This window comes from Flavobacterium sp. KH_035 (genome assembly GCF_057839565.1).
Map to the genome: position 1 here is coordinate 5,441,723 of NZ_CM174492.1, position 14,727 is coordinate 5,456,449.

Consider the following 14,727-nt stretch of genomic DNA (forward strand, 5'->3'; position numbering starts at 1 on the left):
TTTCTCCTCCGTCGAAATGACAAGATTGTGTTATCAAGAATAGCAAAAAATAAAATTATAATAAAAACCGGAGTCCTAGCCCCGATTACTTCACCTAACTTTTATTTTCATAGGAGTTCAGTGAATTATATTTGAAGTGAAAAGCCTTTTTGAAAAAAGACCTAATTTTTCCTGGGTTTATAAAGCGACCAGCGGAAGCTTTGTAAAAACATAGGAAAAATGGGATTTTGAAAAAAGCTTGCAACGAAAAGCGGGATCAGCTCTTAAAAATAATAAAAATGGAAATAAAAAAAACAATAGTAACATTAATGCTTTTGGTTGGTTTTTCGGCCTTTAGTTTTACCGCAAAAGATAGTATTTCGGCCTTTACTTTTCAGCGTTTGGCAATGATGGAAGATTTTGATTGCGATGCGTGCGGATGTTCAGCAAGTGGTGGAAGTATGGGTTTTGGCTCGATGCTAAATAATAATTTTGTGGGCTTGAGATATATGAAACAAAGTTATACGAGTCGCGACGGAATCTTTGCCAATTCACCTTGGATTGATGAGAGTTTCAATACAATTCAGGCTTGGGCAAGAATTCCGGTCACGGAGAAAATTCAGATTTCGGCGTTAGTTCCGTATCATTTTAACGAAAGACAATTAACCGCAGGGACAGAAAATATTGAAGGATTAGGTGATATTACCGTGATGGCTTTGTATACGGTTTTTGAAACCAAAAAAGACAGCACGTTTTTTACGCATAAAATAAATTTGGGTGGTGGTATAAAACTTCCTACCGGAAAATTTAAAGAAGCAAATAATTTAGGAAGCGTTAATCAGAGTTTTCAGTTGGGAACCGGAAGTTGGGATTTCCCGGTGGTTTCCGAATATGTGGTAAAGCATAAAAACTTAGGCTTAAACACAACGCTAAACTACATTTTTAAAACCGAAAACAGTAAAAATTACCAATATGGCGATCAGTTTAATTATGCCGGAACGTTCTTTTATTTGTTCGATTTAAAATCAATTCAAATTGTTCCGCAAGCAGGTTTAGCGGGCGAGGTCTACCAAACCAACCAACAACACGGATTGAATTTACTCAATACGGCCGGTGATATTTTGTTTAGCAAATTTGGCATCGAAGCCGGAAAAGATAAATTTTCGGTAGGAATTAATGCGATGTTGCCTATTAACCAAAACTTATCAAGCGGTAATATGGAGGCAAATTACAGATGGAGCATCAACTTAAATTATACCCTATAATTTTTAAAACAGAAGAAAAACAACGAAACAAGCTTTGAGAAAAATTGTCATCATATTTCTTTCCTTTATGCTTTTAATGCCATCATTTGGCAGTTTCTGCGTTTACACGGTATTTAAGCTCAATCAGGAAGAGATATCAAAGACTATCTGTGTACAACGCAAAATGCTTTTTAATAGTTGTAATGGTCGATGCGAACTTCAGAAAAGCTTGAAAAAATATGATGATAACGAAAAAAGAATGCACGACAATTTGAAAGAAAAAGCAGAGGTAGTCTACATTCAGAATATCATTATAGCCGATTTTAAAATAATCCCACCAACAGAATCGACAGCGAAAATTTTTGCTCCCACGGATAAAAAACCTGTTTCGGTTTCGAATACTACTTTTCATCCACCGTCTTATTTGATATAAATTTTAGTCCCGCTTTTCAATTCTTTTGAAAAGCTTTTTCGGCATTCTGTCAAGAAAATGTCGGGTACTTTTTAAAATTTATATCATTTAAAATGAAGAAAATATACTTCGCTCTATTCATTATAGGGCAATGTGTCTTAGCACAAAACAAAGTCAAGCAAGATACAACACAATCTCAGGAACTGGATAATGTTTTTATCACCGCAAATCGTACCGCTACCTTGCGTAAAGAAACTCCGGTTGCCATAAGCAAATTGACCGCTAAAACGATCAATGAAACTAAGGCGACAGCGGTTTATGAAATCATCAACAAAACACCCGGAGTTTTGATGGTTAATTTAGGTAACGAGCAACACATGATGTCTATTCGTCAGCCTATGACAACCAATGCTTATTATTTATATCTCGAAGATGGTTTGCCTATTCGTCCAATGGGAATCTTTAACCACAATGCTTTATTAGAAATTAATCAGTTTAATATACAAAGTATCGAGGTTGTAAAAGGTCCAGTTTCGTCTTTGTACGGACCCGAAGCGGTTGGCGGAACGATTAATTTAATTTCGCAAAAACCTCCTGTTGATCCGGAATTTAAATTTGGCGTTCAGGCTGATAATTACGGATATCGAAGATTTCAGGCGGCTGGCGGTGCAACAATTGGAAAAGTCGGTTTTCATATTGCCGGAATTTCGAGTTTACAGGAAAACGGCTGGATGACGTATTCTGACTATAATAAAGACAATCTAAATGCGAGAATTGATTACAACATCTCCTCTTCGACCCGATTAATCAGCAATACGATGTACGGAAAATATTATTCGGACATGAGCGGAACTGTTAATGAAGCTGCTTTTAATAACAGAACTTACCAAAGCACCTCTAATTTCACTTATAGAAAATCTGACGCATTAAGAACACGATTAACATTAGAACACGACTGGAACAGCAATTCGAGCAGTTATATTACAGCATATTTGCGCGATAATAAATTAGGACAAAATCCTTCTTACGGAATTAGATGGAGCCCAACTGTAAATCCTACTACGGCAAAAGGCGAAGTTAACTCGAATAACTTTAAAAGTTATGGCGCGATTGGGCAGCATACTCAAAAATTCGATTTTTGGAACACCAAATTGGTTGCAGGAGCTTTATACGATTATTCCCCCGTGACCTATTGGTCGTATGTTATCGATCTAAAAGCCAATCTAAATCCTGGACAAGCTGGCAAACAAACCGTTAGTTCATACGAGATTGTTGCCCAACATCCGGACTCAAAATTAGCCAATTATACGGCAGATATTTTCAACTCTGCCGGATATGCGCAATTGAGTTTTAACCCTATCGAAAAACTGATTATTACCGTTGGCGGACGCTACGATAATATGAAAGTCAATTACAACAACGCGCTAGACAATTCTACCGGAAGTAAAGTTTATGACAAGATGACTTTTAAAGCCGGTGTCAATTACAATCCAACTGAATTTGCTGGTTTCTATGGCAATTATTCTCAGGGTTTTGCTCCTCCCGGAATTACGTCGATCTTTAGAACCAAACCCGGAACTGGTGGAACAACTGGCATTCCTGCTGACTTTTATTATAATCTTGATCCCGCAACTTTCAACAATTACGAAGTTGGCGGATGGCTTTCTTTTCTTGAAAACAAGTTAAATTTTGACTACGCTTTATACTATATGGAAGGTAAAAATGAACTTTTGAACATTAAACTTCCTGATAATTCAACAGATTATCGCTCGGCTGGAGAAACGCGTCATAAAGGTGTTGAGTTTGGAGCTTCGTATCGTCCTTCAAAACAATTCAACGTTCGTCTTGGCGGAACTTACGCACAACACACTTATATCGATTTTAAACTTTCTGACAAACCAAGCGATCCTATTCAAAATCTGGACGGGAAAGAAATGCCGGCCGCACCAAAATGGTCTGGAAATTCTGAGGTAAGTTATTCCCCAAACTGGCTTCCAAATTTTAGAACTTCTGTCGAATGGCAATTGGTTGGAAGTTATTACCAGGATCAGATTAATACCGTAAAATATAGTGGTTATAACTTATTCAACGCCAGAGTCGGTTATCAATGGAAGAGCATTGAAGTCTATGGAAACGTACTCAATTTAACCGATAAATTATACGCTTATAATGTTTCGAGGGCCAATACCGCAAACGCTCAACCCACTTATACAGCAGCAGCTCCAAGAACTTTTGTGTTTGGAATACAGTATAATTTTTCATTAAAAAAATAGAAAATTTATGCCACAGGTTATAGGATTAAAAAAGATTATTTTAAAAAATCATTCTAATCATTTTAATCTGTGGCATAAAATAATAATTATTAGAAGCTAATCCCGCTGTCCACTATATCTTTTGCGTCCTCCGTGGCGGACACAAAAGGATGTCGTTCCCATCGGGGCTAAAAAACCTAACAATGAGCAAAGAAATAAACAAAGACAAAAAATCTAAAAAGAAAGATTCAAAATTTGTCAAGAAAGTCAAGCAGAATATGTACAAATGGCATCGAACAATTGGTTTAATAACCATTGTTCCGGTTATTTTCTGGACTTTATCAGGATTAATGCATCCGTTTATGGCGCATTTCTTTAAACCCGAAATTGCGCACGATAAACTAGAAACACCAATAATTGATAAAACCCAACTGCACTTTTCGATTCAGGAAGTTTTACAAAAAAATGAAATCACACAATTCAAAAATTTCCGAATCGTTTCATTCAACAACGCTATTTTTTATCAGGTAAAAACAATCTTTGGCGAACTAATCTATTTCGATACTTCAAACGCAAAGAAGCTCGAAAACGGAGATCAAAAATATGCCGAATGGCTTTCGCGCTATTTTCTGGACGATCAAAAAAGCGCCATTAAACAAAGCGAAGTCGTAACCGAATTTACGTCGCAATACAAATATGTCAATCGTTATTTACCCGTATACAAACTAAGTTTTGATCGTCCGGATGCCATGCAGGTTTATGTCGAAACATCATCAGGCAAACTTGCCACTTATAACCCAACTTCGAGACAAGCCTTTATCTGGTTCTTTGATACGTTTCATAATTGGTCGTTTATCGATGTAATATCAAACAATAGTATCCGAATTATAACGATGATATTCTTGTTATCTATCATTGGTTTTTCGGCCATAAGCGGAATCGTGATTTATGGTTTATTATGGAAACAATTTAAAAGAACAGACTCTTTACAACCTAAAAAAGGCATTAGAAAATACCATCGCCAAATTGGTATTTGGATTTCGCTTTTTACCTTGACATTTGCTTTTAGCGGTGCTTACCATGCCACTACAAAATGGAATCCGTATACTTTATCGCAAATGGTTTACGAACCAACTTTCAAAACCAAAGAAATTTCTATTGCCAATACTAATCTGGATTTAGACTGGAGCCGTTTCCACAATGCGAGCATTATTACTTTAAATGATACAACCTACTTCCGTTGTCAATTGCTTGAAAAACAAAAATTCAAAACATCGAAATCAGATTCTAATTCAAAATGGAACAAAAAAGAAGATCCAAAATCTGAGGTCGTTTATATTAATGCTACAACTAATAAAGTTATACCAAATCTAGATTTTCAATACGCTGAATTTCTGGCTTATTATTTTACAGACAGAGCTCCAAAAGCCGCTTGTTGCGAAATGGATCAAAGCTCAGATGAATCTCACGTCTCTTTAGAAAACGTAAAATTACTAGATGCTAAACTTTTAACTGATTTTAATAGTCGCGAATATGGCTTTGTCAACAAAAGATTGCCGGTTATAAAACTAGCTTACGACACACCCGAAAAAACAACTTATTTCATTGAGACTTCGACCTCAAGATTAGCCGCAGTCGTTAAAAATAGTGATAGGATCGAAGGATATTCTTTTGCCATTCTTCACAAATTTTTATTTATGGATTGGGCAGGAAAGAATATTAGGGATCTAACAATGGTTATAGCCGCATTAACTTTTTTAATTGTTAGTGTTTTGGGGGTTATTCTGCTTTTGAGAAAATAAAAAATCTCGCAAAGGCGCAAAGGTTTTTAAAAGGCAATAATTAGACGCCTAGTTTGTCATTTCGAGGGACGAGAAATCTCCGTTAGAAGCTCCACAAAGCTTGGAATCTCTTTACGGAGCTTCTAACGGAGATTTCTCGTCCCTCGAAATGACATAAAATGAGAAAACCTTTGCGACTTCGCGACTTTGCGAGATTCAAAAAAAATTATACTTTATCCTTAGGATTCTCTTCGTAGTACCTTGCTTCAATTCGTTTAATATCTTTAATCGAATTTTTCGCCCAGGCCAAACGTTTCTCCAGAATTTCTTGTTCCGATAAATGCCAGTCAATATCTGATTTTTGTAATCGGTTTGTTAGGTTTTGAATGATGATAGCTGCCGAAACAGAAATATTCAAGCTCTCTGTAAAACCTACCATTGGTATTTTAAGAAAACCATCTGCTTTATCTAAAATTTCCTGTGACAATCCGTCTCTCTCCGTTCCGAAGAATAATGCACTCGGTTTTGTAATATCAAAATCTTCCAGCAAACAATCATTTTCATGAGGCGTTGTAGCAATAATTTGATATCCTTGATCTTTTAACGTAGAAATGCAAGTACTAACAGAATCATACTGATGAATATCTACCCATTTTTGGGCTCCCATCGCAATTTCTTTATCAATTTTCTTTCCGTAACGTTGTTCGATCACATTAAGTTCCTGAATTCCAAAAACCTCACAACTGCGCATCACGGCGCTTGTATTGTGCATCTGAAAAACATCTTCTACCGCAATTGTAAAGTGCTTTGTACGGTTTCCGAGTACTTTCAGAAATTTTTCTTTTCGGTTATCGGTTAATATATTTTCAAGGAAAGCGAGGTAATCTAAATCAATCATTTCAATCTTATTTGTCGCAAAAATACATTATAAATAAACAGAAAGAAAAATTAAGGATTATTTTCAATGCGCCACATCCTCTAATAGAATATTCCCCAGTCTCTCATGTAAACCATTTACCAATGTTAAATCGATCTCCAAGGCTTCTTCATTAAAAGAATCCCCTTTAAAAACTGCTTTTTCATTTTTAGAATGTGTATTAAGTCGCTCATACATCTCCTTAAGTTCACTAATACTATAATCAATATCAATAAATGATATAAAATTTTCTATGACACCTTTCATTCCATCGTTATAATTGAGTTTTACAACATTCTGATCTCCTTCATAAAAATCCAGAAAACCCTGAAAATATTTCTCCAGTACCAAGGCTCCGTATTGCTGAAAACTAATTTCACTGATTTCTTTGGCAGAAATTCCAAAAACATCAGGTGGTAACAAATTCGGCACCATATGCATTCCCATCATTTTTTGGTGGGATTTTAAAACCTCGGTGGGATTTCTATAGAGCAAGGCAAAAGGCAATTCCGGAAATATCGATCTCAGATAACCCGCTTTAAAAATATGCCAGGCATCAAGCTTTACAATCAAATTTTTTTGTTCCGAAAATCTTTTCTGACCTAAGAAGGCTAAAACTGCTTTTAAAAGCACACTTTTCTTCTCTAAACCAAAATTAGGGCTTCTTAAAATTGCATCGATAAGAGGCGCTTCCGAAATCATAATGTTTTCAGCCGAAGTAGCCAGAGACTGACTTAACATTGTAGATCCACATCGGGAAACATGAAACACCAACGACTTTAATTCAACCGAAACAAGCTCTTGAGACCACTCAATTAAATTTTCAACAGTGCTAACGGTTTTAAATAAACTCGAATTATAGGCATGACTTTTACATTTAGAAATGGTTTCATCAAAAAAAGGATCAACATACGTTTTGTCGTCCAGATACAGCCATTCCAGATAAATCTCATTTTCTTTCTCGACCAGCTTATAGGGAATCCAATTAAATAAAGGATGATTTGTATTTTTCATTTTCAGCACTTATTTTGATTGTAAATCGTTAATAATCTGAGCTCCTGCTGCCGAAGGGTTTCGGGAAAGTTCCGCAATAATCTGTTGTTTTATCTCGTCAGAATACTGTTCTTTTTTTCGGGAATAATGAATATCAAACCCCATATCCGTGAATAATCTATCAGACCACTCATTTCTGATACAATCCAGTGTGAGATGGATACGCGCTTCAGAACTTTTGTTTGCTACGCTATGTGGAAGCTGAAAATTAGCATACCAACACTCTCCCATTTCCATAGGGACCCGTTTTTTATCTACATAAAAGAACACCTCAGGATTTGTTATAATCGGAACATGAATTCTAAAAAATCCATCTTCATAAGAGGTATCATTATCGGTATGCTCTTTTATTTCGCTTTGAGGTCCTAAGCGAAGTAATCGCACGGCCTCCTTTTCGCATTGAAACCAATCCATAATCTCTTTAAAATAATGACACCGATCCAGCAACTCTGTATTCTTATAATCTGTATTAGCAAAAGAAGTGATATCGTTTATCAAACCGGACTGTGACCTTAAAGACACACTTGTCCAATTGCCTTCATAACGGCCGGTATTAAAATGAGGCGTCCATAAATCGTTTTCACATAAAGCAAATTCTTTCTGCAATTGTTCTATTGAAAAAGAAACGGGAAGTTTACTCGAGGAAGGATTCATATGCTTTATAAAAAATTAAATTAGTAAGTATTCTTTGGGGCCTGTAAATATATAAATTTTACAAAAGCTTTATCATCAAAGAAATAAGTAAAACAAATACAATTAGAAAACCTGCAGCTATTAAAAGTTAAGCCAAATCAGGCAAACTGTCTATAATAAAATCATACAGTTTATGGGTTGAAAAAGAGACCGTTTCAAAATCGGTTTTCAACACTAAATCAGCGTTTGCAGGAACTTCGAAGACATCACTTATTCCTGTAAAATTATTTATTTTATCACGGTCGTTATCTGGTAACAATGCTTTTTTATAGAGTCCTTTTGGATCTCTTTTGATTAAATTAGTGATCGAACAATCTAAATAAACGGTTCTGACAAACTCATGATTTCTAAGTTCATTTCTCAGATTCTCATATGGATTTATGACCGACATCAAAACAATCGTATCCGATCCGACAAAATTTCGTCCGACATTAAAAAGACGTCTGACATTCTCGCAGCGGTCTTCTTTAGAGAATCCCAGATCTCTGCAGATTGTTTTCCGATAAACATCGCCATCAATTATCTCGACTTTATATTTTTTTTCTAATAAAAGCTGTCGAACATTTTCAGCCAACGTTGTTTTACCCGAACCCGATAATCCTGTAAATTGTATTAAAATCATTGAAAAACTCTTTTCTTTATATTTCTCACTAAAACTAAATCATTTGCAAGACTCAAACAACAAGTATAAATACGCTTTTATGGTACATCCAAACTACTAGAAGAATTCTACGGACCATATTGCTTTTCTCCAAAAATGAATAAGTAAATCACTATTTTTATCCTTTAATTATAGCAAGATGAAAAAGAAGTTAGTTGTTTTAACCGGAGCCGGGATTAGTGCCGAAAGCGGAATCAAAACTTTTCGCGACAGTGATGGCTTATGGGAAGGCCATGATGTAATGGAGGTCGCCACTCCTGAAGGCTGGCGAAAAAATCAGGAATTGGTTCTTGACTTTTACAACAAAAGACGTCAACAACTTAAGGAAGTAGAACCCAATGCCGGGCATAAAATTCTGGCCGAATTAGAACAGGATTTTGACGTACACATTATTACTCAAAATGTAGATGATTTACACGAACGTGCCGGAAGTACAAAAATATTGCATTTGCATGGAGAATTACTAAAGGTTCGAAGCTCCAAAAACCGAAATATAATTCTAGATTGGACCGACGATTTATTTACAGGCGACACAGATAAAAACGGACATCAGTTACGCCCTCATATTGTTTGGTTTGGCGAAGATGTTCCGGCCCTTGAAGAAGCAATCGAAATTACCGAAACGGCAGATTATTTTGCAGTCATTGGAACATCTTTACAAGTATATCCAGCCGCAGGATTAATTTCATATACCCATTCAATTACTCCCGTTTTTTATATTGATCCGAATCCAATTGCGATCCCGAATATCCGGAACAAAGTGGAAGTAATTTCTAAAATTGCTTCAGAAGGTGTTGCTGAATTTAGAAACAAACTAAAATCAATTTCAAGCACATAATTATTGAACACAAATTTCACAAATTAACACGAAGATGATTTCTTTCAAACCAATTGATTATTTATAAATTAATTGATCTGTATAAATTAGTGAAATTTGTGTTTCTTTTACCTTTTAAATGCCTTCAATTGACCTGTAGACTACTTCTAATTCGCAAATTCTGTTTATATTTGTGCCTTTCGAACAAACAACATAACAATGACAACTTTAAACGAATTGAATGCTATATCTCCAATTGATGGAAGATATAGAAATAAAACCCTTTCATTAGCACCATTTTTCTCAGAAGAAGCTCTAATCAAATACCGTGTATTGGTTGAAGTTGAATATTTCATCGCTTTATGCGAAGTGCCTTTACCGCAACTTTCTGGCATAAACCCTGATTTGTTTGACAGTTTGAGAAATATCTACAAAAATTTCTCTACTGAAGATGCGCTTTGGATTAAGGAAACCGAAAAAGTAACCAACCATGATGTAAAAGCTGTGGAATACTTTATCAAAGATTCTTTTGAAAAACTGGGCTTATCTCAATACAAAGAATTCATTCACTTCGGATTAACGTCTCAGGACATTAACAATACTGCGATTCCGCTTTCTACAAAAGAAGCTTTTGAGCAGGTTTATATGCCTTCGCTAATTGCTTTAATTTCTAAATTAAAAGAATTAAGCGTAGAATGGAAAGACATTCCAATGTTGGCCCGCACACACGGACAGCCAGCTTCGCCTACTCGTTTAGGGAAAGAAATTTTAGTTTTTGTAGAGCGTTTAGAAGAGCAAATGCGTTTGTTATTTAACATTCCGTTTGCCGCTAAATTTGGTGGTGCAACCGGAAACTACAATGCACACCATGTAGCTTACCCACAAATCGACTGGAAACAATTTGGTAATAAATTTGTAGAAACTGATTTAGGCTTACACCATTCATTCCCAACCACTCAAATCGAACATTACGATCATTTTGCTGCATTTTTTGATGCTTTAAAAAGAATCAATACAATTATCATCGACTTAGATCGTGATATCTGGACGTATGTTTCGATGGATTACTTTAAACAAAAAATCAAAGCAGGAGAAATTGGTTCGTCTGCTATGCCACATAAAGTAAACCCTATTGATTTTGAAAATTCAGAAGGAAACTTAGGAATTGCCAATGCTATTTTTGAACATTTGGCAGCAAAATTACCGGTTTCAAGATTACAGCGCGATTTAACAGACAGTACTGTTTTACGTAACATTGGAGTTCCTATGGGACACACAATTATTGCTTTTGAAGCTTCTTTAAAAGGTTTAAACAAACTATTACTAAACGAGGCTAAATTTGCTGAAGATTTAGAAAAAAACTGGGCTGTTGTAGCCGAAGCAATTCAGACAATTTTACGTCGTGAAGCCTATCCAAATCCTTATGAGGCTTTGAAAGGTTTGACCAGAACAAATGAAGCAATTGACAAAAAAGCTATTCATAATTTTATTGCAACTTTAGAAGTTTCTGATGCTGTTAGAGCCGAATTAATGGCCATTACCCCTAGCAACTATGTAGGAATCTAAAGAAAACCTATAATATTTTCGCAAAAAAAGCTATCTTTATCGATAGCTTTTTTTATTTACAAATCGTACTAAAAAATTAGCCGGACGATTTCACTCCCCTTTTTATTTTTTGAAGGAGTTGTGAGTGAACATAATTTACATTGAAAAGCTGTTCTTTCAGAAAACTGTTTTTTTTAACAAAAAAACTGAAACAACAAGCTGAATGATTTCCTTAACAAAAAACACTACTCTATGATCGCCTTAAATGCCGCTGCAGAAACTACCCACCATTTACAACCCTTAATTAGCGACTTAGGTCTAATCCTACTGACTGCAGGAATTGCTGTTTTATTATTTAGATTAATCAAACAGCCCTTAGTTTTAGGGTATTTAATTGCCGGTTTTCTGGCAGGAAATCATTTTGATTTCTTTCCTACCATTACCGAAATGAAAAGTGTTGAAGTCTGGGCAGAAATTGGTGTAATCATCTTATTATTTAGCTTAGGTCTCGAATTTAGTTTCAAAAAACTAATGAAAGTCGGCGGTACAGCATCTATAACAGCCATTACTCAAATCATCACTATGGTCGTAATTGGTTATATGGTCGGGCGTTGGATGGGATGGGCGCAAATGGACAGTATCTTTTTAGGGGTCATACTCTCTATTTCCTCTACGACTATTATACTAAAGACTTTTGATGAACTGGGCGTAAAAGCTCAAAAATTTGCCGGAATTGTAATCGGGTCTTTAATTGTACAGGATCTTGTTGCTATTTTAATGATGGTATTATTGTCTACTATTGCGGTAAGTCAGCAATTTTCGGGAGGCGAGCTGATGATGTCTGTTTTGAAACTGATTTTCTTCCTGACCGTATGGTTTCTGGGCGGAATCTTTTTTATCCCAACATTGCTTAAAAAAGCCAAACATTTACTGACTGACGAAATGCTGCTGATCATTTCGCTTGCCCTTTGTTTAACGATGGTGAGTTTTGCTGCAAACGTAGGTTTTTCACCAGCATTGGGTGCTTTTATCATGGGCTCAATTATTGCCGAAACTACGCAGGCAGAACATATTGAACACCTTATTAAACCTGTAAAAGATTTATTTGGGGCTATTTTCTTTGTATCCGTTGGTATGCTTATTGACCCTAAAATGTTATACACACATGCACTGCCAGTCGCTATATTAACTTTTGTGACCATCATTGGTCAATCTGTAAGTTCAACTATTGGGGCCTTACTGGCCGGTCAGCCCTTAAAACAATCCGTACAAACGGGAATGAGTTTATCGCAAATTGGAGAGTTCTCGTTTATCATTGCTACTTTGGGAATGACTTTGAACGTAACAAGTTCTTTTTTATATCCTGTAGTTGTTGCTGTTTCCGCCATCACTACTTTTACAACGCCATTTATGGTAAAATATGCTGTGCCGTTTTCTGATTTTCTGGAACGAAAACTTCCTCGAAAATGGGTTAAAAACATCAACCGTTACAGTGTCAATGCTCAGGCCATAAAATCAGTCAGTATCTGGCAAAAAGTACTAAATGCTTATATCATTCAAATCGTTTTACATACTATCATTATCACGGCTATTATTTTATTATCAGTAAAATTTGTCGCGCCTTTGGTCGCAGAAACAAGATTCGGAAATACATTGGCAGCACTTATTACCCTGGTAATTATTGCTCCATTTTTATGGGCACTCTCACTTCGAAGAGTTGCGGTAGAAGAAGTCGATACTTTATGGGAAGAACGCAAATATCGTGGTGCAATTTTAATGTTGATTCTAATTAGGATGAGTCTTGGTTTGTTCTTAATTGGATTCTTGCTAAACATCTTCTTCTCTCCTTTAGTCGCTTTGGTTGCTCTGGTGGTTGCCGTTGTGGTCTACCAAATATTCCCTAAAAAACTAAACGAACAATATCATAAAATTGAAAATCACTTTCTAAAGAATTTAAACGATCGTGAAAACAAAAAAATTGACAGACGTTATGCTAATTTAATGCCATGGGACGGTCACATGTCATTTTTTGATATTGGAACCGAATCAAATTTAGTGGGCAAAACCCTTGAAGAATTGCGTATTAGAGAATCAATGGGAATCAATATTGCTTACATCAAACGAGGGGATATCACGATTCCAATTCCAACTAAAAACGAACGTCTTTTCCCTGGCGATGAAATTTGCGTTATTGGTACAGATGCTCAGGTCACTGAATTCAATAAATATCTCAATCAAAACGAAATTGAAGCTCCTGCAAACGTAGAAGAATCTGAAGTTGTACTTCGCCAGTTGGAGATTGCTCACGAAGATTTTGTACAAAAAAGTATCGGACAATTTAGAGGAAAAACCGGTGGTCTTGTTGTGGGAATTGAAAGAAACGGTAATCGTATTTTAAATCCGGAATCTCATTTAATTCTGGAAAAAGATGATATCATCTGGGTTGTTGGCGATAAAAAACGAATGGCCGAGCTTATGAAGAGGTTCTAAGACACTAAGGTTCTAAGGTTTGAAATTATAAAACTTCTTACCTTAGAACCTTAGTCTTTTAACTTACTTACTGAAAACACTTAGTCTCTCAACACTATAATATTTACAAAAATCCATAAGAAAAAATCCTGTGCCTTAGCAACTTAGTTCCTAAGAACCTCAGTACCTTAGAAGCTTAGTCCCTTACTTATTCGGCTGCGGTGTAATACGCAAATAAGGTTTTATCGGTGTATATCCTTTTGGGAATTTTGCAGCAATATCACTATCCGGAACTGCCGGTGTAATCACAACGTCTTCTCCGTCCTTCCAGTTAGCAGGAGTTGCTACACTATAATTGGCTGTTAATTGCAAACTGTCAATTACACGAAGCAATTCATCAAAATTTCTTCCTGTTGAAGCCGGATATGTTAAGGTTAATTTTATTTTTTTATCGGCACCAATTACAAACACAGAACGTACGGTGAATTTATCACTTGCATTGGGATGCAGCATATCGTATAAAGTTGCAATTCTTTTATCTTCGTCGGCAATTATCGGAAAATTAACCGTTGTATTCTGGGTTTCATTGATGTCTTTAATCCACTCTAAATGGGACTCCAAACCATCCACACTCAGTGCGATAACTTTTGTATTTCTTTTGGTAAATTCCGGAAGATAATTGGCAACTGTCCCTAATTCGGTAGTACATACCGGAGTAAAATCAGATGGATGCGAGAATAAAACACCCCAGGAATCTCCCAACCATTCATGAAAATCAATTGGTCCTTCGGTTGTTTCTGCATGAAAATCCGGAGCAATATCTCCTAATCTTAATGTTGACATAATTGTATATTTTTTAGTTTCTCTAAAATTAGTCAAAAAAAGAACAACGAAAACACTGATTT

General features: G+C 35.8%; 11 protein-coding genes and 1 pseudogene. 7 read left to right on the plus strand and 5 right to left on the minus strand.

What is annotated here, in order from left to right; translation table 11 throughout:
* The first annotated feature begins 284 nt into the window (after positions 1-284).
* The 4 genes from AC3IS6_RS22045 (at position 285) to AC3IS6_RS22060 (ending at position 5,689) form a co-directional block, all read left to right on the plus strand.
* Positions 285-1,244, plus strand: a complete 960-nt coding sequence (locus AC3IS6_RS22045; RefSeq protein WP_489164938.1) for a transporter family protein — start codon at positions 285-287, stop codon at positions 1,242-1,244.
* Between the two features lie 208 nt (positions 1,245-1,452).
* Positions 1,453-1,656, plus strand: coding sequence for a hypothetical protein (locus tag AC3IS6_RS22050; protein ID WP_489162559.1), 204 nt, complete (start codon positions 1,453-1,455; stop codon positions 1,654-1,656).
* A 92-nt stretch (positions 1,657-1,748) separates the two neighbouring features.
* The gene (locus AC3IS6_RS22055; RefSeq protein WP_489162561.1) at positions 1,749-3,908 is read left to right on the plus strand and encodes a TonB-dependent receptor; all 2,160 of its coding nucleotides are present in this window, start codon (positions 1,749-1,751) and stop codon (positions 3,906-3,908) included.
* A 182-nt stretch (positions 3,909-4,090) separates the two neighbouring features.
* Positions 4,091-5,689 carry a PepSY domain-containing protein gene (locus AC3IS6_RS22060; RefSeq protein ID WP_489162563.1) on the plus strand — a complete coding sequence of 533 codons (1,599 nt, stop codon included), beginning with the start codon at positions 4,091-4,093 and terminating at the stop codon, positions 5,687-5,689.
* A gap of 205 nt (positions 5,690-5,894) precedes the next feature.
* On the opposite strand, the gene AC3IS6_RS22065 is transcribed toward AC3IS6_RS22060, so the two are convergent.
* The 4 genes and pseudogenes from AC3IS6_RS22065 to cysC all read right to left on the minus strand — a co-directional run.
* The gene (locus tag AC3IS6_RS22065) at positions 5,895-6,566 is read right to left on the minus strand and encodes a TrmH family RNA methyltransferase (RefSeq protein WP_489162564.1); all 672 of its coding nucleotides are present in this window, start codon (positions 6,564-6,566) and stop codon (positions 5,895-5,897) included.
* Positions 6,567-6,629: 63 nt separating this feature from the next.
* Complete coding sequence (locus AC3IS6_RS22070) at positions 6,630-7,598, minus strand: sulfotransferase family protein (RefSeq protein WP_489162565.1); 969 nt, start codon at positions 7,596-7,598, stop codon at positions 6,630-6,632.
* A 9-nt stretch (positions 7,599-7,607) separates the two neighbouring features.
* Positions 7,608-8,291: an aspartyl/asparaginyl beta-hydroxylase domain-containing protein gene (locus tag AC3IS6_RS22075; protein WP_489162567.1), complete on the minus strand. Its 684-nt coding sequence runs from the start codon at positions 8,289-8,291 to the stop codon at positions 7,608-7,610.
* Positions 8,292-8,418: 127 nt separating this feature from the next.
* Positions 8,419-8,958, minus strand: a pseudogene (gene cysC / locus AC3IS6_RS22080) (adenylyl-sulfate kinase); the annotation flags it as partial.
* Between the two features lie 172 nt (positions 8,959-9,130).
* Here cysC and AC3IS6_RS22085 point away from each other — a divergent pair.
* From AC3IS6_RS22085 to AC3IS6_RS22095, 3 genes are all read left to right on the plus strand, one after another.
* On the plus strand, positions 9,131-9,829 hold the full coding sequence (locus tag AC3IS6_RS22085; RefSeq protein WP_489162569.1) for an SIR2 family NAD-dependent protein deacylase: 699 nt from the start codon (positions 9,131-9,133) through the stop codon (positions 9,827-9,829).
* A 198-nt stretch (positions 9,830-10,027) separates the two neighbouring features.
* Positions 10,028-11,374 carry an adenylosuccinate lyase gene (gene purB, locus AC3IS6_RS22090; protein WP_489162570.1) on the plus strand — a complete coding sequence of 449 codons (1,347 nt, stop codon included), beginning with the start codon at positions 10,028-10,030 and terminating at the stop codon, positions 11,372-11,374.
* A 231-nt stretch (positions 11,375-11,605) separates the two neighbouring features.
* The gene (locus tag AC3IS6_RS22095; protein ID WP_489162571.1) at positions 11,606-13,843 is read left to right on the plus strand and encodes a cation:proton antiporter; all 2,238 of its coding nucleotides are present in this window, start codon (positions 11,606-11,608) and stop codon (positions 13,841-13,843) included.
* A gap of 183 nt (positions 13,844-14,026) precedes the next feature.
* On the opposite strand, the gene AC3IS6_RS22100 is transcribed toward AC3IS6_RS22095, so the two are convergent.
* On the minus strand, positions 14,027-14,665 hold the full coding sequence (locus AC3IS6_RS22100; protein ID WP_489162572.1) for a peroxiredoxin: 639 nt from the start codon (positions 14,663-14,665) through the stop codon (positions 14,027-14,029).
* Positions 14,666-14,727 lie beyond the last annotated feature (62 nt).